The 24,413-nt window shown below is 70.0% G+C and carries 21 protein-coding genes; 8 read left to right on the top strand and 13 right to left on the bottom strand.

Annotation, left to right across the window (positions count from 1 at the left end; genetic code table 11):
* Position 1: 1 nt before the first annotated feature.
* From E1286_RS12585 to E1286_RS12570, 4 genes are read right to left on the bottom strand one after another with little or no spacing between them, the layout of a single operon-like run.
* Positions 2–1,465 (bottom strand): FGGY family carbohydrate kinase, encoded by a 1,464-nt coding sequence (locus E1286_RS12585; RefSeq protein WP_132611933.1) that lies wholly within the window; start codon positions 1,463–1,465, stop codon positions 2–4.
* Entirely contained in the window at positions 1,465–2,418 is a 954-nt protein-coding gene (locus E1286_RS12580) for a transketolase family protein (RefSeq protein ID WP_132611931.1), read from the bottom strand. Before E1286_RS12580 ends, E1286_RS12585 begins: the two co-directional genes overlap by 1 nt.
* A complete protein-coding gene (locus E1286_RS12575; protein WP_132611929.1) occupies positions 2,415–3,323 on the bottom strand; it encodes a transketolase in 909 nt (302 codons plus the stop codon). Before E1286_RS12575 ends, E1286_RS12580 begins: the two co-directional genes overlap by 4 nt.
* Positions 3,320–4,351, bottom strand: a complete 1,032-nt coding sequence (locus E1286_RS12570; protein ID WP_187368153.1) for a sugar phosphate isomerase/epimerase family protein — start codon at positions 4,349–4,351, stop codon at positions 3,320–3,322. The genes E1286_RS12575 and E1286_RS12570 overlap by 4 nt, the downstream gene beginning before the upstream one ends.
* Positions 4,352–4,651: 300 nt before the next feature.
* Here E1286_RS12570 and E1286_RS12565 point away from each other — a divergent pair, with 300 nt between their 5' ends.
* Together E1286_RS12565 and E1286_RS12560 are read left to right on the top strand one after the other, a co-directional pair.
* Positions 4,652–6,139 (top strand): DUF1593 domain-containing protein, encoded by a 1,488-nt coding sequence (locus E1286_RS12565; protein ID WP_165969704.1) that lies wholly within the window; start codon positions 4,652–4,654, stop codon positions 6,137–6,139.
* 72 nt (positions 6,140–6,211) lie between these two features.
* Positions 6,212–7,258: an aldo/keto reductase gene (locus E1286_RS12560; RefSeq protein ID WP_132611925.1), complete on the top strand. Its 1,047-nt coding sequence runs from the start codon at positions 6,212–6,214 to the stop codon at positions 7,256–7,258.
* A gap of 12 nt (positions 7,259–7,270) precedes the next feature.
* Here the strand turns inward: E1286_RS12560 and E1286_RS12555 are convergent, their stop codons facing one another.
* The 4 genes from E1286_RS12555 to E1286_RS12540 all read right to left on the bottom strand — a co-directional run bounded on the left by E1286_RS12555 (position 7,271) and on the right by E1286_RS12540 (position 11,299).
* Positions 7,271–8,167 (bottom strand): carbohydrate ABC transporter permease, encoded by an 897-nt coding sequence (locus E1286_RS12555; protein ID WP_132611923.1) that lies wholly within the window; start codon positions 8,165–8,167, stop codon positions 7,271–7,273.
* A complete protein-coding gene (locus tag E1286_RS12550; RefSeq protein WP_223189859.1) occupies positions 8,164–8,991 on the bottom strand; it encodes a carbohydrate ABC transporter permease in 828 nt (275 codons plus the stop codon). The genes E1286_RS12555 and E1286_RS12550 overlap by 4 nt, the downstream gene beginning before the upstream one ends.
* Positions 8,992–9,070: 79 nt before the next feature.
* Positions 9,071–10,366 (bottom strand): ABC transporter substrate-binding protein, encoded by a 1,296-nt coding sequence (locus E1286_RS12545; RefSeq protein ID WP_132611919.1) that lies wholly within the window; start codon positions 10,364–10,366, stop codon positions 9,071–9,073.
* A gap of 51 nt (positions 10,367–10,417) precedes the next feature.
* Positions 10,418–11,299, bottom strand: coding sequence for a nucleoside hydrolase (locus tag E1286_RS12540; protein ID WP_223189858.1), 882 nt, complete (start codon positions 11,297–11,299; stop codon positions 10,418–10,420).
* 237 nt (positions 11,300–11,536) lie between these two features.
* Between E1286_RS12540 and E1286_RS12535 the strand changes: the two genes are divergently transcribed.
* Positions 11,537–12,547, top strand: a complete 1,011-nt coding sequence (locus E1286_RS12535) for a sugar-binding transcriptional regulator (RefSeq protein WP_132611915.1) — start codon at positions 11,537–11,539, stop codon at positions 12,545–12,547.
* Positions 12,548–12,564: 17 nt separating this feature from the next.
* A complete protein-coding gene (locus tag E1286_RS12530) occupies positions 12,565–12,813 on the top strand; it encodes a hypothetical protein (RefSeq protein ID WP_132611913.1) in 249 nt (82 codons plus the stop codon).
* Between the two features lie 3 nt (positions 12,814–12,816).
* Here E1286_RS12530 and E1286_RS12525 read toward each other — a convergent pair whose 3' ends face one another.
* Positions 12,817–13,557, bottom strand: a complete 741-nt coding sequence (locus tag E1286_RS12525; RefSeq protein ID WP_246074797.1) for a sulfite exporter TauE/SafE family protein — start codon at positions 13,555–13,557, stop codon at positions 12,817–12,819.
* Between the two features lie 365 nt (positions 13,558–13,922).
* Here E1286_RS12525 and E1286_RS12520 point away from each other — a divergent pair, with 365 nt between their 5' ends.
* Positions 13,923–14,516: a flavoprotein gene (locus tag E1286_RS12520; protein ID WP_132611911.1), complete on the top strand. Its 594-nt coding sequence runs from the start codon at positions 13,923–13,925 to the stop codon at positions 14,514–14,516.
* Here the strand turns inward: E1286_RS12520 and E1286_RS12515 are convergent.
* Complete coding sequence (locus E1286_RS12515; RefSeq protein WP_132611909.1) at positions 14,489–15,166, bottom strand: AraC family transcriptional regulator; 678 nt, start codon at positions 15,164–15,166, stop codon at positions 14,489–14,491. The two genes, E1286_RS12520 and E1286_RS12515, sit on opposite strands and share 28 nt — an antisense overlap.
* Before the next feature lie 82 nt (positions 15,167–15,248).
* On the opposite strand from E1286_RS12515, the gene E1286_RS12510 reads away from it, so the two are divergent.
* Positions 15,249–16,013, top strand: coding sequence for a neutral zinc metallopeptidase (locus E1286_RS12510; protein WP_132611907.1), 765 nt, complete (start codon positions 15,249–15,251; stop codon positions 16,011–16,013).
* A 616-nt stretch (positions 16,014–16,629) separates the two neighbouring features.
* Here the strand turns inward: E1286_RS12510 and acnA are convergent.
* Together acnA and E1286_RS12495 are read right to left on the bottom strand one after the other, a co-directional pair.
* Complete coding sequence (gene acnA / locus E1286_RS12500) at positions 16,630–19,371, bottom strand: aconitate hydratase AcnA (protein ID WP_132611905.1); 2,742 nt, start codon at positions 19,369–19,371, stop codon at positions 16,630–16,632.
* A gap of 143 nt (positions 19,372–19,514) precedes the next feature.
* Positions 19,515–20,243, bottom strand: coding sequence for a metal-dependent hydrolase (locus E1286_RS12495; RefSeq protein WP_281282668.1), 729 nt, complete (start codon positions 20,241–20,243; stop codon positions 19,515–19,517).
* Positions 20,244–20,614: 371 nt separating this feature from the next.
* Here E1286_RS12495 and E1286_RS12490 point away from each other — a divergent pair, with 371 nt between their 5' ends.
* A complete protein-coding gene (locus E1286_RS12490; protein WP_132611900.1) occupies positions 20,615–21,370 on the top strand; it encodes a PadR family transcriptional regulator in 756 nt (251 codons plus the stop codon).
* 137 nt (positions 21,371–21,507) lie between these two features.
* Complete coding sequence (locus E1286_RS50155; RefSeq protein WP_246074793.1) at positions 21,508–22,065, top strand: DUF1707 SHOCT-like domain-containing protein; 558 nt, start codon at positions 21,508–21,510, stop codon at positions 22,063–22,065.
* Here the strand turns inward: E1286_RS50155 and E1286_RS12480 are convergent.
* Complete coding sequence (locus tag E1286_RS12480) at positions 22,028–24,406, bottom strand: glycoside hydrolase family 2 protein (protein WP_132611899.1); 2,379 nt, start codon at positions 24,404–24,406, stop codon at positions 22,028–22,030. The two genes, E1286_RS50155 and E1286_RS12480, sit on opposite strands and share 38 nt — an antisense overlap.
* Positions 24,407–24,413: the final 7 nt, after the last annotated feature.

The following is a 24,413-nucleotide window of genomic DNA, read 5'->3' as shown; positions in this document are numbered from 1 at the left end:
GTTAGCTCCCGTTAGCGCGTGCGCCCAGGTCTCTGGCGACCTTGAGGCACTGGTGCCACCTCGCGACGGCGCGCTCTCGCCGCTCGTCGTCCCAGGCAGGGGTGAAGACCTCCAGGTCGCGGTCGGCTCGTGCCTCCAGGTCGGCGATGGTCCACAGGCCCGGACCGAGCCCGGCCAGCCCGGCCGCGCCCGCGGCGGACAGCTCGGGATGCGCGGTGCGGGCCACCTCGACGCCGGTGAGGTCGGCTTGCAGCTGCATGAGGGCGGCGCTGCGGGTCAGGCCGCCGTCGGCGACCAGCCTGCGCAGCCCGGGAAGGTCGGCCAGCACGTCGGCGACCTGGTGGGCCACCGACTCCAGGGCGGCCCGCGCGAGCTGCGCGCGCGAGGTTCCGAGGTCGAAACCGGCGATCAGCGGCACCGCCCCGGGGTCCCACCAGGGCGCCCCGAGCCCGCCGAAGGCCGGCACCAGGGTCACGTCTCCCGCGTCAGAGCCGGCCGCGAGGTCGACGATCCGGTCGACGGGAACGTCGAGCAGATCGGCCAGCCAGGTCAGGGTCCGCCCGCTGGAGCGGATGTTGGCCTCCAGGGCGAACGACGGGCTCCCGTCCGACCAGGCGATCGTGTCGCACAGGGCGCCCGCGGGGCCGCCCGGTTCGGCGACCGTCATCACCGATGATCCGGTGCCGTAAGTGGCCTTGACCACCCCGGGCCGCCAGCCCGCGTGCGCGAACAGCGCGGCGTGCGAGTCGCCGAGCACCGCCGTCACCGGGACCCCGTCGGGCAACGGCCCGAGGCCACGGATCTCGCCGAAGGGGCCGGCGGAGGCCACGACCCTGCCCAGCGCGGCACGCGGCACGTCGAAGAGGTCGAGCAGCTCGTCGTCCCAGTCGCCGGTCGCGAGGTCCAGCAGCTGGGTGCGGGAGGCGTTGCCGACCTCCGTGACGAACTGGCCGGTCAGCGAGTCCAGCAGCCACGCGTCGACGGTGCCGAGCCGCAGCTCGCCACGGCGGCTGCGGCGGCGCGCCGGGTCGTGCCGGTCGAGCAGGGCCGCCATCTTCGACGCCGAGAACATCGGGTCGAGCGGGAGGCCGGTACGGCGCCTGACCAGGTCGCCGTACCCTTTTTCGGCCAGTCCGGCGGTCAGCGCCGCGCCCCGCTGATCCTGCCAGCCGACCAGCGGCGCGACCGGCAGGCCGGTCCTCGCCTCCCACAACACCACCGACTCGCGCTGGGTGCTCAGCCCGACGCCGCGCACCGCGGCCGGTCCGGCCTCGCGCAGGCAGCCGGTCACCGCGTCGCGGACGCTGCCGAGTAGCTCGGCGGCGTCCTGTTCGGCCAGCCCAGGGCCGGGATGGGTCTGCGACAGCGGCGCGCTCGCCCGGGCGACGATCGCGCCCGAGGCGTTGACCAGCAGCGCCTTCGTGGAGCTCGTGCCCTGGTCGACGGCGAGGACGAGCGGTTCCATCAGGACCGTCCCAGGGCCTCGCGGGCAGCCTTGGCGATGCCGTCGGCGTTCAGACCGAAGTGGTCGAGCAGGAACGACGTGCTGCCGGTCGGCGCGAACGTGGGCACACCCACCATGCGCACGGGCACGGGCCGGTGCTCGGCGACGACCTTGGCCACGGCAGCGCCCAGGCCGCCCGAGACGAGGCCCTCCTCAGCCGTGACGATCACGCCGGTCTCCTCGGCGGCGGCCACGACCTCGGCCACGTCGAGCGGCTCGACGAACGTCATGTTGACCACACGGGCCTCGACGCCCTGCTCGCGCAGCAACGCCGCGGCGTCCAGGGCGCGCGAGACCATGGTGCCGACGGCGATCACGGTCAGGTCGCCGCCCTCGGCCAGCCTCGTCGCCCTGCCCGTTTCGAAGACGGCGTCGGCGGGGGTCACCGCAGGGACCTTGAAGCGGGGGATGCGCAGGTAGGAGGGGCGTCCCGACGCGGCGGCCCAGCGGACGGCGGCGCGGGTCTGGGCCGGGTCGGCGGGCACCACGACCGGCAGGCCGGGGACGGCCCGCATCCACGAGATGTCCTCGATGGAGTGGTGGGTCGGGCCGAGCTCGCCGTACGCCATGCCGGGGCTCTGCCCGCACAGCACCACGTGCCGGTCGCTGTAGACGACGTCGGCCTTGATCTGCTCCAGCGCCCGGCCGGTGAGGAACGGCGCAGCGGCCGACACGAACGGGATGAAACCGGCGTTGGCCAGCCCTGCCGCGACGCCGACGAGATCCTGCTCGGCGATGCCGACGTTGACCAGACGGTGCGGGAACTCCTCGCGGAACTTGACGAGGTTGCTGGACCCCACCGAGTCGTTGCACACGGCCACGATGCGCTCGTCGGCGCGAGCCATCGTGATCAGCTCGTCGGCGAAGTCGATCCGGCAGTCGAAGGTGGGGGTCTGCTCGGCCACGACGGTCATCGGCTCAGCTCTTCGAGTGCGAGGCGGACCTGCTCGTCCGTAGGCACCTTGTGGTGCCACTCGACGCGGTCTTCCATGAACGAGACTCCCTTGCCCTTGACGGTGTTGGCGACGACGGCCACGGGCCGGCCGGTCGTCGACGGCGCGTACGCCTCCTTGATCGCCTGGTGGTCGTGTCCATCGATGATGCGCACCTCCCACCCGAACGCCGCCCACTTGTCGTCGAGCGGTTCGAGCTTGTTGGTGTCCTCGGTGCGGGCGCCCTGCTGCAGGCGGTTGCGGTCGACCACGGCGGTGAGGTTGTCCAGGCCGTAATGGGCGGCCGTCATGGCGGCCTCCCAGTTGCTGCCCTCCTGCATCTCGCCGTCGCCGAGCACCACGATGGTGCGCCAGCTCTCCCCGCGCAGCTTCGCGCCGAGCGCGCACCCGGTGGCGACCGGGAACCCGTGCCCGAGCGGACCGGTGTTGGTCTCCACGCCGGGCACCTTGACGCGGTTGGGGTGGCCGTTCAGCGGTGACAGGGGCGCCATGAACTCCGACAGCCGTTCGCGGGCGAAGAAGCCGCAGGAGGCCAGCGTCGAGTAGAGAGCGGCGGCGCAGTGGCCCTTGCTGAGGATGAACCTGTCGCGTTCGGGGTTGGCCGGGTCGAACGGATCCAGCCTGAGCGTCCCCCACATGGCGGTGACGAGCAGGTCGGTCACCGAAAGGTCGCCGCCGACGTGGCCCATCCGGGCCGCCTGGATGGTGGTCAGGACGTCACGGCGGATGCCTGTGGCGATCTTCGCCAGTTCGGGGGCCGCCTCGGCGGGAGTGGCCGCGCGCAGGCCTGCGCCGCGCTCGACGTAGGCGCGGGCGGCGGCCTCGTCGAGTTCGAGTGGCCGAGGGGCGATGTCCAGGGCGGTCATGCGGATTCGCTCTCGGCGAGCGCGCGGTAGAGGGCACGCTTGGCGACCCGCTGGGCGGCCAGCGCGTCCTGGGCGGACTGGGCGGCGGCCAGTTCGTCGCGGTCGAGGTAGTTGAGCGCGTGGTGGAAGGCGCGCATCGTGCGGATGCCCGCGCGGGCGGCCTCGACCGAGTCCTCCCTGAACGGGAACTGGTCGAGCTGCCACACGCCCTGCCAGCCGGCGTCGCGCAGGGCGAAGAAGAACTCGAAGGTCTCCAGCAGGTGCACGGAACCGACGACCATGTCGTCGTCCCAGCCGCGGAAGTTGTCGTTGACGTCGATCGCGAAGAGTCTGCCGCGGCTGATCGCCATCTTCGCGGCCTCGGCCGGGGTCTCGCCGCCGTACAGCGAGTGGCCGAAGTCGAGCAGGATGCCGACGTTGTCTACGCCCATGTCCTCGATCGCGAGGAGAGTGCGGGCCACGGAGGAGAACACCATGCGGTTGCGCGGCTCGCGCGGTTTGTACTCGATGGCGAACTTGAGGTCGGGGAACGCCTGGGCCAGTTCCCTGACCGCGTCGACGGACTTGTCCCAAAGATCGGAGTAGTCGGCCTGGAAGGGGTAGTCGTAGCCGTCCTGGCCGGGCCACAGCTTGACGTAGTCGATGCCCAGCTCGCGGCCCACCTCGGCGGCGGCGGCGACCAGCTCGATGGCGTCGCGGCGGAGCGCCGGGTCAGGGTTGGTGAAGCCGCCCTTCATGAACTTGCCGGTGTAGAACTCCGGCGTCACGGCGATCGCCCGCAGGTTCTGCTCGGCCAGCGCGTCCTTCACCTCGGCGGTGCTGATGCCGCCGGGCGGGAACGGCCAGTTGAGGTCCACGACGGACAGTTCCCCCACGGCCCCCGCGAGCTTGATCGCGTCAAGGACGGTCCGGGGCTCGCCGTAGCCGTCGGTGGCGTACCGGTCGACGTAGGTGGCGAAGTGCCAGATGCCGGCACCGTAGATCGGCTCATCGTGGGTGTGAATGTTTATGCGATGACGATCAGACATGCTCGCACGTTAAGGGAGGATTAATTCGAGTGTCAATGGCCGCCCGGAGCGGCACCGGGGCGTGGCCACGGCCGGGACCGTCTCGGGGTCTTTGCTGTCCGTCGTCCGCGTCGGCGCCTGACGATCTGTCACATTTTGGAAACCTTGACGAGATCTACCGGCAAAGCGGATACTCCCCTTCGGCTCAGTCGATAGCGAATAGATATGCACAGAAGGGTTGCCGTGCCTCCAACCAAGCCCTCAGTCCCCTGGCGCCGCCGCACCGGCGTACTCGCCTGTGCGATCGCGACCCTCGCCGGGATGCTCAGCGTGACCGGCGGCGCGCTCCCCGCCGCGGCCGACTCCCGGGGAGGCGACCGGCCGAGAACGGTCGTCACCACGGACATGGAGCAGGACGACTACGCCTCGCTCATCCGCTACCTGCTCTACACCAACGAGCTCGACACCCTGGGCATCGTCTACACCAGCAGCAAATTCCACTGGTCGGGGGACGGCATGGGCACGCCGTTCTTCCTGCCCGACCGGGAGTACTCCACGCCGCAGACGTCGTGGCGGTGGACCGGAACGCGGACCATCCAGGACCAGGCCCTGCGCGCGTACGCCGAGGTCTACCCCAACCTGCGCAGGCACGACCCGCACTACCCCGCCCCGAACGAGCTGCTGTCCAAGGTCAAGATCGGCAACATCGAGTTCGAAGGCGAGATGGCCAAGGACACCGAGGGGTCGGACCTGATCCGCGACCTGCTGCTCGACCGTGACGCCCGTCCCCTGTACCTCCAGGCGTGGGGCGGCACCAACACCATCGCCCGGGCCCTCAAGTCGATCGAGCAGCGGTTCGCCGGCACGAAGCAGTGGCCCCGCGTCAAGGACCAGGTGTCCAAGAAGGCGGTGATCCTCGCCAGTGGCCTCCAGGACGAGACCTACGCGAAATACATCGCCCCCGTCTGGCCGGACATCCGTGTGCAGAACATGGCGGCCGGTTACGCCACCTGGGGCTACAACTGTTCACGGGGGCAGGGCAATGTCCGAGGTCTCCCGGCTGACCGCGTCTACTTCAGCGGCGCGTGGATCAAGCAGAACATCCAGATCGGGCCGCTGGGCTCGCTCTACCGTTCCTGGCTCGACGGTCAGTCGATGCCTGGCGACCCGCTCGACATCTTCGGCGACCCCGAACGCGCCCCGTCGGGCTGGTGCAAGCCGCTGGAGCGGTACGACTTCCTCTCCGAGGGAGACAACGTCGCCTTCAACCCCCTGCTCGACACCGGCGTCCAGGACCCGGGCAACCCGCTGCTCGGCAGCTGGGGCGGCCGGGCGACCCGGACGAGCACCACGCCGAACCTGTGGACCATGGTGGACACGGAGAAGGACGACACCGGCGACGACGTCAGCGACTACACGACGCTGCGGTGGGCCGGGGCCGCGCAGAACGACTTCGCGGCCCGCATGCGGTGGACCCTGACCCCCAGGTACGGGGACGGCGACCACGCGCCCACCGTGAAGATCCTCGGCGGCGAAACGGTCCGGGCACGCCCCGGCTCCACGGTCACCCTCGCCGGCCGCGCCGACGATCCCGACCGAACCCCCGTGCAGCTCAGCTGGTGGCAGTACCGGGAGGAAGGCACCTATCCCGGCACCGTCACCGTCACCAACCGCGGTCACGACCGAACCTCCGTCACCGTCCCGTCGGACGCCACACCGGGCCAGACCATCTCGATCATCCTCCAAGGCACCGACCAGGGTACGTTCCCCCTTACGCGGTACGACCGGGTCATCATCCGGGTCGTCTGACACCACACGACACCACCCGGCGGGCGTGACGGTTCGCCGGGTGGTGTCACGATTCAGCAGAGGATCAACGCCATGGAATACCGTCAACTAGGCCGGTCAGGCCTGCGGATATCGGTGCTCACCATGGGCACCATGAGCTTCGGCGGCACGGGCAAGTTCGCCTACGTCGGCTCCACCGGTGTGGAGGAGGCGCGCCGCCAGATCGACATGTGCACGGACGCCGGGGTGAACCTCATCGACACGGCCGATGTCTACTCCGCCGGCCTGTCCGAGGAGATCGTCGGCAAGGCGATCGAAGGGCGCCGCGACGAGGTGCTGCTCGCCACCAAGGTCCGCATGTCGATGGGCGACGGCCCCAACGACGCCGGGCTGTCCCGGCACCACGTCATCAGCGGCGCCGAGGCGAGCCTGCGCCGTCTCGGCACCGACCACATCGACCTCTACCAGGTGCACGAGTGGGACGGCAGCACCCCGCTGGAGGAGACTCTGGCCGCCCTGGACCACCTGGTGACCTCCGGCAAGGTCCGCTACGTGGGCGTCTCCAACTACGCCGGCTGGCAGCTCATGAAGGCGCTGGGCATCGCCGACAGGCTCGGCCTGCCGCGCTTCGTCAGCCAGCAGATCTACTACTCCCTGCAGGCCCGTGACGCCGAGTACGAGCTGATCCCGGCCGCCGTCGACCAGGGCCTCGGCGTGCTGGTGTGGAGCCCGCTGGCCGGGGGCCTGCTGTCCGGCCGCTACCGCCGGGGCGTGCGGCCGGCCGAAGGCCGCCAGCTCACCGACTGGAACGAGCCGCCGGTCCGCGACGAGGAGCAGCTCTACGACACGGTGGAGGTGCTGCTCGACATCGCGGCGGGACACGGCGTCTCGGCGGCTCAGGTGGCGCTGGCGTACCTGCTGGGCAGACCGGCGGTCACCTCGCTGGTGATCGGCGCCCGCACCACGGATCAGCTGGCCGACAACCTGGCCGCGGCCGACCTGAAGCTGTCGGACGAGGAGCGCGCCCGGCTGGACGAGGTCAGCCGCCAGCCGCTGCTCTACCCCTACTGGCATCAGGCGGCGACCGCGTCCGACCGCCTCTCACCGGCCGACCTCACGCTGCTCCAGCCGCACCTGTAGCCGGGACACTCCTCATCCCTTGGTGGCGCCGGCGGTCAGGCCGGCGACGATCCACCGCTGGAGCAGCGTGTACGCGAGGAGGATCGGCACGACCGCGATGAGGATCCCCGCGGCCAGGCCGGTGGTGTTGTTGGAGAACTGGCCCTGGAAGTTGAGCAGCCCGACGGGAAGGGTCTTGTTCGCGTCAGAGTTCAGCAGGATCAAGGCGAACAGGAACTCGTTCCACGTGGCCACGGCGTCCAGGATCAGCACCGTGACCAGGGCGGGCGCGGACAGTGGCAGCACGATGGTCCAGAAGATCCGCCAGTCGCCCGCCCCGTCCACGCGCGCCGCCTCGATGATCTCGTTAGGGAGCTGCCGGAAGAACGACTGCAGGACGAGGACCTCGAACGGGATACCGAAGGCGAGGTAGGGGCCGATCAGGCCGATGACGCTGTCGGTCGCGCCGGCGGTACGCATCATGATGAACACCGGGACGATCGCGATGTAGATCGGGATCGTCAGCCCGAGGAAGACCGAGAACATCACGGTCCGGCGGAATTTCATCCGGAGCTTCGCCAGGGCGAATCCGAGCATCGCCGAGATCAGCACGCCGAGCGGCACTTTGAGGATCAACAGCAGGGCGCTGTTGCCGTACGTGGTGGCGAAGTTCCCGATGTCCCAGGCGTCGGAGAAGTTCTCCCAGGTGAACGCCGACGGCCAGGAGAGCGGGCCGTTGCCGATGAAGTCCGACAGCGGCCGGATCGCGGTCACGACGAGCAGCGCCAGCGGCGAGATCCAGAAGACGGCCACCACGCCCGTCACGACCGTCAGGACAAGGCCGCCCCTGACGGTGTCCTTGGCGGAGGGGCGCTCCGTCTTCGACGGGGCGACGGCCGGGGTCGTGGTGATGGGGGTGACCGAGGTCATGCCGCACGCTCCCGGGTTTGCGACCGCACGTAGGGGATTCCCACCGCGATCGCGATGAGAGTGATCACGACGGCGATGGCCGTGCCGTAACCGGCCTGGTAGTACTGGAAGACGTTCGCGTACATCCAGGTCCCCATCACCTGGGTGGCCGTGCCGGGGCCGCCGTACGTCATGGCGTAGATCATGTCGAAGACCTTGAAGGAGTCGATCAGGGACAGCGCCAGCACGATGTAGTGCGCTGACCGCAGGCTGGGCATGGTGACGTGCCAGAACTGCCGCCACCGGCTCGCCCCGTCCACCCGCGCCGCCTCGTAGAGCTCCGCGGGGATGCTTTGCAGGGCGGCGACGTAGAGCAACATCGGGAACCCCGTCCGCAGCCACACCGCCGGCACCATCACGGCCCACAGCGCGGTGGAGTCCTGTCCGAGCCACGGCTGGGCCAGGTCACCGAGGCCGATCAGGCTCAGGAAGGAGTTGATGGCGCCGTACTGGGGGTTGTAGAGCCACCCCCAGATCGAGGCGATCGAGACCAGCGGGAGCACGCCCGGCGCGTAGAAGATCAGCCGGAGCACGGGCTTGGCGCGGACCTTTCCGTTCAGCAGCAACGCTAGCGCCAGGCCGATCGTCACCGGGAAGACGATCGTCACCAACGACCAGATCAGGTTGTTCTTCCCCGCGGTCAGCACCACCGGGTCGTCGAGCATGCGCGCGTAGTTGTCCAGCCCGACGACGTTGTACGCCGGGCTGAGGCCGTCCCAGTCGGTGAAGCTGAACCACAGGGATGACACGGCCGGATAGACGAGGAAGACGACATAGACCGTCAAGGCGGGCAGGGCGAACAGCCATGGCCGCCATCGCCCGCCCCGACGCCGAGGTGAGAGGGAAGTCATGAGCCCGCCCGTGTCAGTTCCCGGCCCAGGCGGCGACGATCTCCTGCATCTTCTCGGCCGCCGCGGCCGGTGTCATCGAACCCTGGAGAAGATCGCTCTGGATGCTGAAGTACTGGTCCGCCTCCTTCTTGGGGAAGGCCTGGTCCTGGATCGTGTAGAACGGGCTGTCACCGTATTTCTCGGCCCATTCCGCCGCCAGCGGTGTCGTCTCGGCGTCCGGCTCGGCGCCCTTGACCGTGGACGAGCCGATCTGCATGGCCTTCTGGCTCTCCGGTGTCAGCAGGAAGTCGAGCAGGGCGGCGGCCTTGTCCTTGTTGCCCGATCTGGCGTTGATCATGTAGCCCTCGACGAACCCGGAGTGCCGGGCCGGGGACTGGTCGGTCGGCAGTTGGAAGACCCCGAAGTCCTTGGGGTCCTTCTCGGCCGCCAGGATGGCCGCCGTCTCCGTCCACTGCCCCTCGATGTCGTAGGCGACCTTGCCCTGCACGTACCAGTTGCCGACGTCGGCGGGGTCGAGGCCGAGTGCGCCCTCGGGCAGCCACTTCTTGTCCTGCCACTTCTTGAACAGGGTGAACGCCTCGATGACCTCCGGCCGGTCCCAGCTGTCCTGGCCGAGCAGCAGTCGGTCGTGAAGCTCGGGGCCCGCGGTGTGCTCCAGCAGGTACTCGAACAGGCGCATGATGTGCCAGCCGTACTTGCCGCCCAGTCCGCACGGCGTGATACCGGCGGCCACGAGCTTGTCGTTCATCTCCTCGAGCTCGGCGTACGTCGTGGGCACGTCGGTGACGCCGGCTTTGGCCAGCAGTTCCTTGTTGTACCAGGCGCCCAGCGCGCGTGCGGTGAACGGGACACCGGCCTTGACTCCGTCGAAGGTCATGCCCTGGACGGCCGCGGTGTTGATGGAGGAGTCCCAGCCGTACTTCTGGTAGTACGGCGCGAGATCGGCCGCCTGCTTCGCCTTCGCGAACGGCGCACCGATCTGCCCACCCCAGATCCGCCAGATGTCGGGGCCGCTGCCGCCCAGCAGTTCCGTCCGGAGCTTGTCAGGATACTGGGCGGCACCCGATCCGGGGAGGCTGTCGACCGTGGTGGTCGTGCCGTTCTGCTCGTCGAACTTCTTCACCTGGGCCTTCAGCGACCCGATGGTCGTGTCGTCCTCGTAGGTGAACAGGCGCAACGTGTTCGACGCGGGCGCCGTCGCGCCCCCACCGCTGATGGACGCCCCGGTGCAGGCGCTGATCCCCAGCCCGGTGACCGCGACGGAGGAAAGGGCGAGGAATCCCCGACGGGTGTACGACCTGCCAGTCATGTCGATCTCCTTTGTCAGCAGGACAGCTGTTTCCCCCGAGGAACGTGTGCGTCAGTGGTGCTCGCGTCCGAAGGCCCGGATCTTGGCGAACATGTCCGCCAGGAGGAACCGCACATCGACCTCCTCGCAGACCCAGATCGGGTGGTTCGAACCGGGCAGGTAGGAGCCGTCCGCGCCGAAGCGGGGAGCGGGTCGCACGCGCAGGTTTCCACTCTGCGGGAAGAGCATCAGCGCGATGGCCGGCGAGTCACCCAGCGAGCGCGACTCGATCGGCTCGGGATGGTGGGCGGCGTTCCACTCGCGCAGCTGCTCGATCAGGTAGCGGCCCAGCGGGCCGGCGTCGCCGATCTCCTCCTCCAGCTCGGCATAGCTCACCGAGACCTTGGTGTAGACGTCCCTGGGCACCTGCCAGACGGTGATGCCGGAGCCGAACACCACGTTGGCGGCGTGGATGTCGTTGGAGAGGTTGAACTCGACCTGCGGGCCCTCGGCGTAGCCGCGGTATCCGGGGCCACCGATCCAGATCACGACCACCGGCCGCCGGACGAGCTCGGGGGCCAGGAGGATCGCGGAGGCCATGTCGGTCAACGGCCCGAGGAAGGCCACATGGAGCGGATGGTCCTGGCTCGCGAGCTTCGACTCCTCGATGATCAGCCGTGCGCCCGGTGAGTCCACCGGGGTGTGCTCGTCCGGCAGTGCCGTCGGCGCGCCATCGGCGACGGGGACGGAGCCGGTCATCCCGAGCAGGCCGAGCAGGAGGTCGATCTCTTCGCGGGACTCCTCCATGCTCCGCTTCGTCCGCCGGGTGCCGAAGTGGGCCGGGATCAGTCCCCGCAGGTCGAAGGTGGGCGACAGTAATCCGTGGACGATGGCGAACTGGTCATCGGCTTCGTTCTTGGCATCGGTGTTGATGATCACTCTGCGCTGGCGCATCACAGCCTCCGACTGCATAATTATGCGATGCCGCATAATCCGTGCCCGTAGATTGGCCGATCCGCGAAGTGCTGTCAATAACTTCGTGCGACGTTCGACGTGAGGAGTGCTTCTCCCGCGCGCACAACGGTGTGAGGGCGGGGCGGCCGAGCAGACATTGGGGCTGCGCGAGGAGCGACACCGCCATGGACAATGTGGTGCGACGGGATTCCGCGACGGTGAAGAGGACGGGGCCTGATGACTGTGCACGCGAGCGGCGCCGGCCGGTCCGTCTCCGACGGGCGGGTGCGGCTGATCACCAAGGTCGCGCACATGTACTACGAACAAGGCATTCGCCAGGCCGACATCGCGGACGCGCTGCACATCTCGCAGACGAAGGTGTCCCGGCTGCTCAAGCGGGCGAGTGAGATCGGCATCGTGCGTACGGTGGTCATCGCCACCCAAGGGGTGCACCTGGCACTCGAACAGGCCCTGGAGAGCCGATACGGCCTGCAGGAGGCCGTCGTCGTGGACGTCGACGGCGACGAGTCGGAGATCATCGCCGGTATCGGCTCGGCAGGGGCGGCCTATCTCGAATCCACCCTTGCCGGCGGGGAGCGGATCGGCATCTCGCCCTGGAGCCAGACGCTCCTGTCGGTCGTCGACAGGCTGCGCCCCCTCCGCGTGACCGGCGCCGATCGCGTCGTCCAACTCCTCGGCGGCGTCGGGGAGCGTGCCGTCCAGGCCAAGGCCAACCGCCTGCTGAGTCATCTCGCCGAACTGATCGGGGCCGAACCGACCTACGTCCAGGCTCCCGGCCTGGTCGGCACGGCCGAGATCCGCCAGAGCCTGATCACCGACGCGGCCATGCAGTCGGTGGCCGAGGAGTGGCAGAACCTCACGATGGCGCTCGTCGGCATCGGCAGCGTGCAGCCATCGCCGCTACTGCGCGACAGCGGCAACGCCATCGACCCTGCCGACCAGGATCAGCTGATCGCCGCGCACGCGGTCGGCGACGTCTGCCAGCGCTTCTTCGACTCGACCGGCGAGCTGATCCACAGTGACCTGAACAGCCGGGTCGTCGGCATCGACCCCGAGGTCTTCCGCACGATCCCGCGCCGGATCGGCATGGCCGGCGGCGAGCGCAAGCACGCGGCCATCCGCGCGGCGATCACCGGCGGCTGGGTCAATGTCATCATCACCGACGTCGCGACGGCCAACGCGCTCCTCCATGAGAATCAGCACGCAGAGCGGCCGACAGCGCCGTGAAGCCGATGCTGCCGGCCTTGCTCGGTTCAGGGCTGGTCGTCCTCGCGCTGGGTCTCCATCTCGGCCGTTGCGACTCCTTCGGGCTCTTCACGCTCGAAGTGATCGCATTCCTCGCGGGCACGACCCTTGTCGGAGCGGCCGTCGTCCTGCGCCTCAGGCCCGGCGTGGCGATGTCGGTGCTGATCCTCATCGGGGTCGCCGCGATCGCCTTCCTCGTCGCCTCTCTGGCGGTTGCCGCGTCCTTCTCCCGGTGTTACGAGCTCTGACGTTCAGGCAGGCCACATCCGGGTGACCACGTTCTGCGCGAGCAGCCACACGGCGGAGCCGGCCGCCACCGTCAGCACCGCCACGCGCACCTTTCCCCCGTCGAGATAGCGCCGCAGCGGCCCCGACACCGCGAACCCGAGCACCATGGGAACGATCAGCGCCGCCCCGGTGGTCAGCGCGGAGGCGGGCAGCTCCCCCACGACGGCGAGGATGACGAGCGACTGCGCGGCGCTGAGGAAGAAGAACATCGCCAGCGTGGCTCTGATCTGGGCGCCCTTGGCGTTCTGGTAGACGAGCGCGATCGGCGGGCCGCCGATGCCCGTGGCGGTGCCGGTGATGCCCGACACGAAGCCGGCCGAGGTGACGGTCAGGCCGTTGCGCGGCACGCTCAGCGCCCTGGCGGTCAGCACCACGGCGACCAGCACCATGACGGCGACGAAGATGCTGCGTGCGTATACGGAGACATAGACGATGACGACCGCGCCGATGATGCTGCCCGGGAACCTCCCGAGGGTGGCGAACCCGACGCCGCGCCAGTCCACCCTCCGCCACTCGGTGGCCAGCGTGAACAGCGGAAGCGTCATGTTGACCACCTGGATCGCGCCCGGCATGACGCCGGGGTCCAGCATCGTGAGCACGGGCGCCGCGACCAGCCCCACCCCGAACCCCACACTGCCCTGCACGATCGCCCCGACGAAAACCGCCAGACCACCCACCATCAGCACCAACACCACATCAGTCATGCAGAGAGTCAACCATCTTTACTCTCCGTTGCCGGTACAGGGCCCGCAGTCAGGAACCTCCCGTATCGCACCCTAGTGGAGGGGTCTCATCACGTTTCCCGAGGAGAGAGATGAGGGTGATCCAGGGCGAGACATGACTCGCCGACCTGGGCGCGCCGACCGGCGGTGAGCAGCGCTCTCGCCGCCCCCTGTTGAGATGACGACGCCATCCAGGGATTCGCCGCCCGGCGAATACCTGGTTCGCCGGGTGGCATGCGTCATCGTGCCACATGCCGACGGCGTGTTCTTTCAGGCGGCACACATGGTCACCCGAACCGGCACGCCCGGTTGCCCGCCCGCCCTTCCGTGGCCGCAACCTTGGCTTCATGACGAGTAAGGAAACCTCTCCCTTCCACGGACGCCTGCTCATCGGCGCGACCGGATCGGCGGCCGTCGCCACGTTGCCGATGTACATCGGCGCGCTGCGCGCCGTTTTCCAGGGCACGATCACCGTTCTGATGACGCACACGGCGTCGGTCTTCCTGCCCGCGCACACCGCCGGCCTGTTCGCGGACCGCGTCGTCACGGGAGAGTCGGCGGACACCTGGCCGGAAGCGAACCACGCGACGCTGGCCGCCGGGCATGACATGACGGTGGTGCTGCCGGCGACCGCGCACACACTGCACGTGACCGCCTCGGGCGGCGCGCCCAACATGCTCGCGACCACGATCCTGGCGGCCACCCATCCCGTCGTGTTCTTCCCGGTGATGACCGGTGACATGTGGAACAAACCGGCCGTCCAGCGCAACGTGACCCAGTTGCGGTCCGACGGTTACCACGTGATCGATCCCGTGTGGGGCCAGAGGTACGACGTCACGCTCGGCCGGTTCGTCGACAGCCCGCAGCCGCCGCCCCCGCCGCTGTTCCTCGACGTGGTGCGGGAGCTGATGCCTCAGAGCGCGCTCTCCCCGGCCCGGTAGGCCCCCGGCGTCGTGCCGGTGACGGAGCGGAACGCGCGGTGCAACTGCGCCGTACCGGCGAATCCGCACTCCAAGGCCACGGCCGCCAGCGGAAGACCCGGCCGGGCCCGCAGGAGCTGGCGGGCACGGGCCACGCGAAGGCGCCGGATCAACGCGGTCAGCGGCTCGCCGTCGGCGGCCAGCACGCGGAAGAGCGAGCGCCGCGACATCCCACAGCCGGCGGCCACGGCCGGGGCGTCGAGACGGAGGTCGTGCGCATGCCGCTGGACGAACCGGTGCACGCGTTCCAGGGCGTACGGGCGCGTGCTGTCCAGGAAGGTCATCGATCCCGGCGCCAGCGCGGCGGCGCGCCCGTCCTGCCGGACCACGGCCTGGCCGGCGGTCTGGATGTTGACCAGCAGGAACTCGTCCTGATCCCGCGCGATCATCCGGCCCGTGCGTGTCACCTGCTGAGGGCCGGAGGACAGCGTCGACCATCCGATGCCGTCAAGAACGGTGTGCTCGATCCACCCCTGAAACGGCTGCTCCCCCGTCGGCCGGACCGCGACGTGCACGAGCGTGTCACAGATGACGTCGGACCAGTAGGCGAAGGCGTCCGGGGCAGCCACGTCCTCGGTGGAGCGGATCGTACGTGAGGCCGGCTGTCGCACACCTCCATGGTGTCACTCGACGCCTGGAGCGATTCCTCGGCCCTGTGACTCCTTCACTCCGGCACGTCCTAGGCTGCCGGTCGTGGCATTCTCACCCCTCAGCCGTGTTCTCGCGCTCGCCGCGGTCCTCTTCTCGTCCGGCCAGATCGCCCACGCCGCTCCCGTCGCCGACCCGTTCCCGGAGAAGGCGGGGAAGCTGGGGGCGGTGTCGTGTCCCGAGACGCCGATCAGCCAGGGCGGGATCCCCCGGCCGCGGCAGTACCTCCAGACAGTCATGAAATGTCTGGACAAGTCGTGGAAGGCGTACTTCACTCGCGCCGGGCGTGATTTCACCAGGCCCGTCGCCCGCTACTACGACGAGCCGGCGTCGACCATGTGCGGCATGCCGTGGCCCGGACACGTGGAGGCCGCCTACTGCCCCGGGAACGCGACCATCGTCTTCTCCCTCACCGGCCGCTGGATCGAGGACCGTGCCGACCTCTACCCGATGAAGGTGGCCGCCCACGAGTACGCGCACCACGCGCAGAGCCTGCTCGGCATCCGCCGCGACTACGAGAAGGCGTACAAGAGCGCCGCGGAGGACCGCAAGCGCGAGCTCCAGCGCCGCTACGAGCTCCAGGCCGACTGCCTGTCCGGGGTGTTCCTCGCCAGCGCGTGGCACTCCCTGACGCGCACGCCCGAGGACTGGGCCGACCTGCTCGACGCCACCCGCGCCTCCGGCGACGAGGACGGCCCGCGCACCCACGGCAAGGGCGCCACCCGGGTCGCGTGGCTGCAGCGCGGCTATCGGGCCCTGTCCCCCGCCGCCTGCGACACCTGGTCGGCCCCCTCCTCCAAGGTGTCCTGACCAGGGCGGACGGGTCACCGCGCCGAGGTGAGCCACTGCTCGACCGGCGGTCATGACCTTCGTCACGCTGGCGATCGGCACAGGGACCTGCTCCCCGCTGACGCCCAGGCTGCCCACGCCCTCGACCTCGACCGCCGCCTGGCCCTCGGCAGGCCACGGCAGGGACACGCCGGGGACGGCGGCCCCGGAGACGGCCGGTACGGCGCCACAGCCGGCCAGAGCCCCCGCCAGCAGGAAGAACATCAACAGACGTCGCATACCGGACACGTTCTGCGGTCAACGTGTCCGTCCGGCCGTGAGCGTGTCTCCGGCGGGGCTTGACCGTGTATCAGCCGTGTATCAGCGGGGCAGCCGCAGAGTGGCGACGGCGCCGCCGTCGGGGGCGTGCGTCGTCGTCCTCGACCAGCAGGATGAAGGTCACGCTGTACCTTACGCGCGGGCAAAGGGAGAGCCGCCCGGCCGGTGGTCGTCCGGACGGGCGGCTCTCGTGGAATTCGGGTGGTTCCCCCGATGCGGGCGCGTGAGGATCACGCCCAACCCCCGGCGCCAGGCCAAGGGCTCCCGCAGCTTCCCGCCTGGCTCATGACCGGACGGGAAGGCGGGAAGACCTAGCGGCTCACTTGGCGAGCAGGGAGCGCAGGACGTACTGCATGATGCCGCCGTGGCGGTAGTAGTCGGCCTCGCCCGGCGTGTCGATGCGGACCACCGCGTCGAACTCGACGTCGCCGGCCTTGACGTGGACCGTGCGCGGGATGCCGCCCTTGTTGAGCTCTTCGACACCGGTGATGTCGAACGTCTCCTCGCCGGTCAGGCCCAGCGCCTCGGCCGAGGCGCCCTCGGGGAACTGCAGCGGCAGCACGCCCATGCCGATCAGGTTGGAGCGGTGGATGCGCTCGTAGGACTCGGCGATGACGGCGCGGACGCCGAGCAGCGCGGTGCCCTTGGCCGCCCAGTCACGCGAGGAGCCGGAGCCGTACTCCTTGCCCGCCAGCACGACCAGCGGCGTGCCGGCCGCGGCGTAGTTGACGGAGGCGTCGTAGATGAACGACACCGGGCCGTCGGGCTGGGTGAAGTCGCGGGTGTAGCCGCCCTCGGTGCCGGGCGCGATCTGGTTGCGCAGGCGGATGTTGGCGAACGTGCCGCGGATCATCACCTCGTGGTTGCCGCGCCGCGAGCCGTAGGAGTTGAAGTCCTTCACCTCGACGCCGTTGGCCCGCAGGTATTGGGCGGCCGGGGTGCCGGTCTTGATGGAGCCGGCCGGCGAGATGTGGTCGGTGGTGACCGAGTCGCCCACCTTGACCAGCACGCGCGCCCCGGTGATGTCGGTGACAGGCTCCGGCTTCTCCGGCATGCCGTCGAAGTACGGGGCCTTGCGCACGTAGGTGGACTGAGGGTCCCACTCGAACGTGTTGCCGGTCGGGATCGGCAGCGAACGCCAGTGGTCGTCGCCCTTGAACACGTCGGCGTAGTCGCGCTCGAACATGTCGCGGCCGATCGAGGAGTGGACCACCTCCGCGATCTCCTCCGGCGAGGGCCAGATGTCGCGCAGGTAGACCGGCTCGCCGTCGCTGCCGAGGCCGAGCGGCTCGTGGTCGAGGTCGAGGTCCATCGTCCCGGCCAGCGCGTACGCCACCACCAGGGGCGGCGAGGCCAGGTAGTTCATCTTGACGTCGGGGTTGATGCGCCCCTCGAAGTTGCGGTTGCCGGACAGCACCGCGGTGACCGCGAGGTCGTTGGCCTGGACCGCCTCGGAGATCTCCGGCGGCAGCGGGCCGGAGTTGCCGATGCAGGTGGTGCAGCCGTAGCCGACGAGGTTGAAGCCGATCTTGTCGAGGTACGGCTGGAGCCCCGAGCGCTCGAAGTAGCCGGTGACGACCTGCGAGCCGGGGGCGAGCGAGGTCTTGACCCACGGCTTGCGGGTCAGGCCCTTCTCGACCGCGTTGCGGGCCAGCAGCGCCGCGCCGAGCATGACGTACGGGTTGGAGGTGTTGGTGCACGAGGTGATCGCGGCGATCGAGACGATGCCGTGGTCGATCTCGAACGAGGTGCCGTCGGCCAGCGTGACGGGCACCGGCTTGTGCGGCCGGCTACCGTTGGCGCTGGAGTTGGAGGCCGGCGAGTCTGAGGCCGGGAAGGTCTCCTCGACCGCCTCGTCGACGCCGTCGCTGACGTAGTTCTGTACGTCGTGGCGCCAGGTGGTCTTGGCGGCCGACAGGGCGATGCGGTCCTGCGGGCGCTTGGGGCCGGCGATCGACGGCACGACGGTGCCGAGGTCGAGCTCGATGTATTCGGAGAACACCGGCTCGGGCGCGGACGGGTCGAGCCAGAGGCCCTGGGCCTTGGCGTACGCCTCGACGAGGGCGATCTGCTCCTCGGAGCGGCCGGTCAGGCGCAGGTAGTCGACGGTCTGGCCGTCGATCGGGAAGATCGCGCAGGTGGAGCCGAACTCGGGGCTCATGTTGCCGATCGTGGCCCGGTCGGCCACCGGCACGGACGCGACGCCCTCGCCGTAGAACTCCACGAACTTGCCGACCACGCCGTGCTTGCGCAGGATCTCGGTGATGGTCAGCACCAGGTCGGTGGCGGTGGCGCCGGCCGGCAGGCGGCCGTTGAGCTTGAAGCCGACCACGCGCGGGATGAGCATGGAGATCGGCTGGCCGAGCATGGCGGCCTCGGCCTCGATGCCGCCGACGCCCCAGCCCAGCACGCCGATGCCGTTCTCCATCGTGGTGTGCGAGTCGGTGCCGACGCAGGTGTCGGGGTAGGCCCGAAGAACGCCACCGTCCTCGCGGGTCATGACGACCCGGGCCAGGTGCTCGATGTTGACCTGGTGGACGATGCCGGTGCCGGGCGGGACGACCTTGAACTCGTCGAAGGCGGTCTGGCCCCAGCGCAGGAACTGGTAGCGCTCGTGGTTGCGCTCGTACTCGCGCTCGACGTTGCGCCGGAAGGCGTCGGGGTGGCCGAAGTAGTCGACGATGACCGAGTGGTCGATGACCATCTCGGCCGGCGCGAGCGGGTTGACGCGCGCCGGGTTGCCGCCGAGGTCGCGGACGGCCTCGCGCATGGTGGCGAGGTCGACGACGCACGGCACGCCGGTGAAGTCCTGCATGATGACGCGGCCGGGCGTGAACTGGATCTCCACACTCGGCGCGGCCTCCGGGTCCCATCCGCCGAGCGCGCGGATGTGGTCGGCGGTGATGTTCGCGCCGTCTTCGGTGCGGAGGAGGTTCTCCAGCAGGATCTTCAGGCTGTACGGGAGGCGTCCGGCGCCGTCGACGGCGTCCAACCGGAAGATCTCGTATGACGCGTCGCCGACGCGTAGCGTGTCACGGCTGCCGAAGCTGTTCGCGGACACGGTGTTCGCCTCCTCGATAGACAAGTGTTCACTCCAAATCCTGCCGCAAGCCCGGAGCGGGAAACACGTTAGGTGAGCCTAAGTCTCAGGCCCGCGACAGATGTCTCGATGTCAAGATATCTCTAGGGTATCTCGACATCAAGTTAAACGGGTGCCAGGCGCCAGAAGAGCAGCCCGATGATGGCCACGGACAGGACCGGGGCGAGGATCTTCTGCTCGAACTTCCTGCCGGTCTTGATGCCGATCTTCCAGGGCAGCACGAACTTCGCCGACAGCGGCCAGAGCACCGGGCAGCCCCTCTCGGTCATGCAGTCGCCGACGACGTGGGCCAGGCAGCCGATGCCCACGACGAGCCCCAGCCAGGCGTAGCCGACGTCGAGGGAGAGAAAGACGGCGTACAGGCCGGCGGTGAGCCCGATGTTGATCATTGCGGACCCGAGCTTGTTGCCGGGGATGCCGACGCCGATGGCCCGCAGGGCGAGGCCGACGAGCAGGACGACCATGATGTCGCGCCCGATGGGATAGGCGTTCGCCAGCCAGTGCGCCGCGAAACCCATCGCCACGGCGAAGGCCAACGAATGAGTCGCCCCGCGATGGCCCCCGCCGAGCCAGTTCACGACCTTGCTGAGGGCCCAGGTGACGGGCCCGAACGTCTGCGCGATCGTCGCGCTCGGATGGTCGAGGTCGGGCAACATCGCCGCGCCCGCGCAGATGACCGCTCCGGCGATCAGCTCGGCGGGATTGAGGGCGTTGGCCATGATCCCGGTCTCGATGAAGCGGGAGGGCGCGTCGTTCAGCAGCGGCAGAGCGGCCAGGGGCGGAGCGAGCCCCAGCCAGGCGATGGCCCCCGTCATCGCATGTGTGTGCCCCATCATGATCGGGACCCTACGGCAAAGAAAGCCTTTACGCGTCCCGGCATGCCAAGGCCCTGCGGGGCCGGGAACAGAGATGTGACCCCCGGGCGAACACGGCCGCGGGGCATCGCAGGTCAAAGCTCGGGGAAACCCGGGACGACCGGGCGTGAAACGCAGACGAGGCCGTCTCCACGGCGACAGCACCCCCCAGCCCTGCCGACGCGGAACGACCTCGTCTGATGTGTAGAACGCGTACCGCTTCCGATCCTGTTCCCCTGATTCCGCAACTTTTTCGTGATCTGGCTCACTCTGTCGCGGGCCTTGATGACAGCGTTCTATCGATATATCGTTGACGCATCGAGAATGGATCGCGATATAGGAGGACAGACATGAGTCACCCTCTCGCGGCGGGTCTCCCCTGGCTCGGCGCACAGGCGTGCGGGCGCGCGGCCCGCGAGGCGCTGCGCGGCATGGCCGGCGCGTTCGACCTCGGCGGGCACCACAGCGGGCATCACAGCGGGCATCACAGCGGGCACCACAGCGGGCACCACGGCGGGCATCACGACCGGCGGGAGCGCGGCATGCGGGGGCCGGGCCCGTTCCCGTTCGACTTCGGGCGCGGCCCGTGGGGGCCGCCGGGCGGGCCCTGGGGCGGCGGCCACCGCGGCTGGGGCGGCCGGGGCCGCAAGGCCAAGCGGGGCGACGTACGCGCCGCCATCCTGGCGCTGCTCGCCGAGGAGCCGCGCAACGGCTACCAGATCATCCAGCAGATCGCCGAGCGCAGCGAAGGCGGCTGGAAGCCAAGCCCCGGCGCCGTCTACCCGGCGCTGCAGCAGCTCACCGACGAGGGCCTGGTGATCCCCGCGGAGAGCGAGGGCCGCAAGACCTTCCGCCTCACCGACGAGGGCCGCGCCTACATCGAGGAGCACTCCGACGAGGTGCGCGCCCCGTGGGACGAGATGCGACCCGACATCGACGACAACACCGCCGATCTGTGGCACATCGCCCGGCAGTCGGCGTTCGCCATGACGCAGATTCTCCACACCGGGAACGACGCGCAGATCCGCGAAGCGCGTAAGACTCTGGTTGAGGCCCGGCGCAGGCTCTACCAGATTCTGGCCGACGACGAGCCCGGCGACGAGTGACCCGGGCGCGCACGGCTGGAGCGACGGGACGCGGCGGCCTCGGGGGTGACCCGGGCCGCCACACCGCACGAGGCACGACCATGGGCATGACCGGCGCCGCACCGGATGGCCGGTTCGGGCAGAGCGAGGAGCCAGAGATGGACCGCGACGATCTCCGCGTCGGCGACGCGGAGCGGGAGCAGACGATGGCCGCCCTGCGCGAGCACTTCGCGCAGGGCCGGCTGACCCACGAGGAGCTCGACGAACGGCTCGACCAGGCACTGACCGCCAAGACGGGCCGCGACCTCGCCCGCGTGACGGCCGACCTGCCGGGCCACGGCCCGTCGCCGGTCGCGCCGGAATGGGCGCCCGAGCGTGGCCCGTGGCACGGGCCGGGCTGGGGCCACGGCCATCACCCCGGGCCGGGATCGTTCCACGACGTGGCCGGCTGGCGGGCGGCGGCGCACGCGCACCGGCAGCAGATGCGGGCCGTGCGCCACACGCAGCGGGAGGCCCACCGCGCCGCCTGGGCGGGCCGGCGCGGTCACCTGGGGCCGCGGCACCACGGCCCGCGCCCGTTCCTGCCCGTGCTCTTCGTGATCACGGCGCTGGCGCTGATCTTCGGCGGGGCCGGGCTGTTCAAGGTGCTGTTCGTGGTGTTCGTGGCGGCGCTGCTGTTCAGCGTGGTCCACCGCCACGTCCACTCCCGCCGCTGACGCGGGGGCTCTCGTTGACGCAGCGCAGGACGGGGAAGGCGGTCAAGGCGGCCGGGTCGAGCTCGCGCGCGGTGGTGACGTGGAAGACGGCGCTCTCGCCGGGCAGCAGCGTGACGAGCTGGTCGTCCACCTCCGCGTCCGGGTCGAGGCGGTCGGGGAAGAGCGCCAGCTCGCGCAGCACGGTGACGGCTGTGACCGTCACCCGGTAGCCGCCCTCCACCCGCTCGGTGCACGCCTCCCAGGCCGCCGGCGGGAAGCCGGCGGCGGAGTCCTCGGCGTAGCAGGCGACCGCGCGCACCTCTCCCAGGCGGGCCACGAGCAGCTCGCCCGCCGGGTCGCCGGGCACGGCCACCGCCGGCGGCAGCTCCACCCGGGTCACCGCCCTGGGCGCGACGTGCACGGAGACGACCTCCTTGGCCAGCGGCTCGCCCGCGAGGCCGTGGCGGACCAGCGCGAGCTCGCCCGTCCAGGGCTCGGCCGAGTCGTTGACCAGGCTCACCTGCCCGTCGTGCACGGTGAGCAGCCGGTCGGCGTAGGCGCGGCGGAGGGCGTACCACAGGGGCTTGCGCCGCCCGTCGCCGTCGACCGCCGACCATGACGTGACCGGCCAGCAGTCGTTGAGCTGCCAGACGATCGTCCCCATGCAGTACGGCATCAGCGACCGGAACCGCTCGATCCCGAACGCCATCGCCCTGGCCTGGTTGAGCTGGGTCAGGTAGTGCCAGTCGTCGAACGTCTCCGGCCGCGGCAGGTGCTCGCCGAGCCCGCGCAGCAGCTTGTCCTGCCCGTCGATCGCCTTCTGGTGGGAGGAGCCGGGCGTGAGCGGCTCGTCGGAGGAGGCCCGGCGCAGCGTTGCGTACGCGGGCGGCCCCTGGAAGCCGAACTCGGCGACGAACCTCGGCCGGTAGGCGGCGTAACGGGTGTAGTCCTCGCGGTTCCAGACGTCCCAGATGTGGATCGTGCCACGGGCGGGGTCGTTCGGCGGCAGGCCGGGCGCGCCGGAGTAGGGGCTGCCCGGCCAGTACGGCCGGGCCGGGTCCAGCTCGGCCACGACCGACGGCAGCAGGTCGTGGTAGAAGCCCGCGCCCCAGCTGCGGTGCTCCAGCCGCTCCTGCCAGCCCCAGTCGGCGTGCCCCTCCAGGTTCTCGTTGTTGCCGCACCACAGGGCCAGGCTCGGGTGGCGGGCCAGCCGGGCGACGTGCTCGCGGGCCTCGGCCTCGACCTCCGACCGGAACGGCTCCTCCTCCGGGTAGGCGGCGCAGGCGAACGGGAAGTCCTGCCACACCATCAGGCCCAGCTCGTCGGCCAGGTCGTAGAAGTCCTCGCTCTCGTACGTGCCGCCGCCCCAGACGCGCACCAGGTTGACCCCGGCGTCCACGGCCTGGCCGAGCCGGCCGGTCAGGCGTTCGCGGGTGACGCGGGCGGGGAAGCAGTCGTCGGGGATCCAGTTGACGCCCCTGACGAACACCGGCACGCCGTTGACCGCCAGCCGGAACGCCTCCGGCTCCAGCTCGACGTCACGGAAGCCGATCCGCCCCGTCCACTCCTCCGCATCCAGCCGCACGGACAGGTCGTAGAGCGGCTGGGCGCCGTACCCGCGGGGCCACCACAGCTCCGGCTCGGGGACCCGCAGGGTGAGCGCGGCCGTGCGCCCGTCGAGCCGCCGCTCGGTGCGCGCCCCGGCGACCTCGGCGGTCAGCGTGAGCGGCTCCTCCGTGGTGCGCTCGACGCGGACGTGCACCTCCACCGTGCCGTCGGCGCGCGCCAGCGGGCGCACCTCGGCCAGGCGGGCGCGGCTCCAGCTCTCCAGCCCGATCGGCCGCCAGATGCCGGCCGTCACGACGTTCGGCCCCCAGTCCCAGCCGAAGTTGCAGGCCGTCTTGCGGATGAACGGGTAGGGCTCGTCGTACGCGCCGGGCCGCTCCCCCAGCGCCGCCCGGCGCTCCTCGGCGTAGGCGTAGGCCGAGCCGAAGTGGACGACGAGCTCGTTGACGCCCTCGCGCAGCAGGTGGCGGACCGGGAAGCGGTAGGAGCGGTGCTGGTTGGCGGTGCTCCCCACGCGCACCCCGTTGAGGGTGAGCGCGGCGACGGTGTCCAGCCCCTCGCACACCAGGTCCGTACGCTCGTGCTCGTCCGGCGACCAGGTGAACGTGGTGCGGTAGGTCCATTCCTCGCGGCCGATCCAGGACAGCAGGTGCTCGTTGTCGTCGAGGTAGGGGTCGGGGATCACCCCGGCGGCGAGCAGGTCGGTGTGCACACAGCCGGGCACGGTCGCCGGCACCCCGTCGAGGTCCCGCGACGACAGGGTCCAGCCGTCGTGCAGCGGACGGTACGAACTCACGTGTTTC

It is taken from the genome of Nonomuraea terrae, assembly GCF_004348995.1.
GTDB classification, from domain to species: domain Bacteria; phylum Actinomycetota; class Actinomycetes; order Streptosporangiales; family Streptosporangiaceae; genus Nonomuraea; species Nonomuraea terrae.
Note: the sequence above shows the minus strand (reverse complement) of the source record. Positions and strands in the feature narration are given on the sequence as shown.

Bases quoted from the DNA above. Each gene is read 5' to 3' on its own strand.
- E1286_RS12525 (WP_246074797.1), bottom strand. From the start codon at position 13,557: ATGACTGATGTGGTGTTGGTGCTGATGGTGGGTGGTCTGGCGGTTTTC.
- E1286_RS12535 (WP_132611915.1), top strand. From the start codon at position 11,537: ATGACTGTGCACGCGAGCGGCGCCGGCCGGTCCGTCTCCGACGGGCGG.
- E1286_RS12565 (WP_165969704.1), top strand. From the start codon at position 4,652: ATGCTCAGCGTGACCGGCGGCGCGCTCCCCGCCGCGGCCGACTCCCGG.
- E1286_RS12520 (WP_132611911.1), top strand. From the start codon at position 13,923: ATGACGAGTAAGGAAACCTCTCCCTTCCACGGACGCCTGCTCATCGGC.
- E1286_RS12580 (WP_132611931.1), bottom strand. From the start codon at position 2,418: ATGACCGTCGTGGCCGAGCAGACCCCCACCTTCGACTGCCGGATCGAC.
- E1286_RS12555 (WP_132611923.1), bottom strand. From the start codon at position 8,167: ATGACCTCGGTCACCCCCATCACCACGACCCCGGCCGTCGCCCCGTCG.
- E1286_RS50155 (WP_246074793.1), top strand. From the start codon at position 21,508: ATGGACCGCGACGATCTCCGCGTCGGCGACGCGGAGCGGGAGCAGACG.
- E1286_RS12490 (WP_132611900.1), top strand. From the start codon at position 20,615: ATGAGTCACCCTCTCGCGGCGGGTCTCCCCTGGCTCGGCGCACAGGCG.
- E1286_RS12570 (WP_187368153.1), bottom strand. From the start codon at position 4,351: ATGTCTGATCGTCATCGCATAAACATTCACACCCACGATGAGCCGATC.
- E1286_RS12560 (WP_132611925.1), top strand. From the start codon at position 6,212: ATGGAATACCGTCAACTAGGCCGGTCAGGCCTGCGGATATCGGTGCTC.
- E1286_RS12575 (WP_132611929.1), bottom strand. From the start codon at position 3,323: ATGACCGCCCTGGACATCGCCCCTCGGCCACTCGAACTCGACGAGGCC.
- E1286_RS12585 (WP_132611933.1), bottom strand. From the start codon at position 1,465: ATGGAACCGCTCGTCCTCGCCGTCGACCAGGGCACGAGCTCCACGAAG.
- E1286_RS12545 (WP_132611919.1), bottom strand. From the start codon at position 10,366: ATGACTGGCAGGTCGTACACCCGTCGGGGATTCCTCGCCCTTTCCTCC.
- E1286_RS12540 (WP_223189858.1), bottom strand. From the start codon at position 11,299: ATGCGCCAGCGCAGAGTGATCATCAACACCGATGCCAAGAACGAAGCC.
- E1286_RS12495 (WP_281282668.1), bottom strand. From the start codon at position 20,243: ATGGGGCACACACATGCGATGACGGGGGCCATCGCCTGGCTGGGGCTC.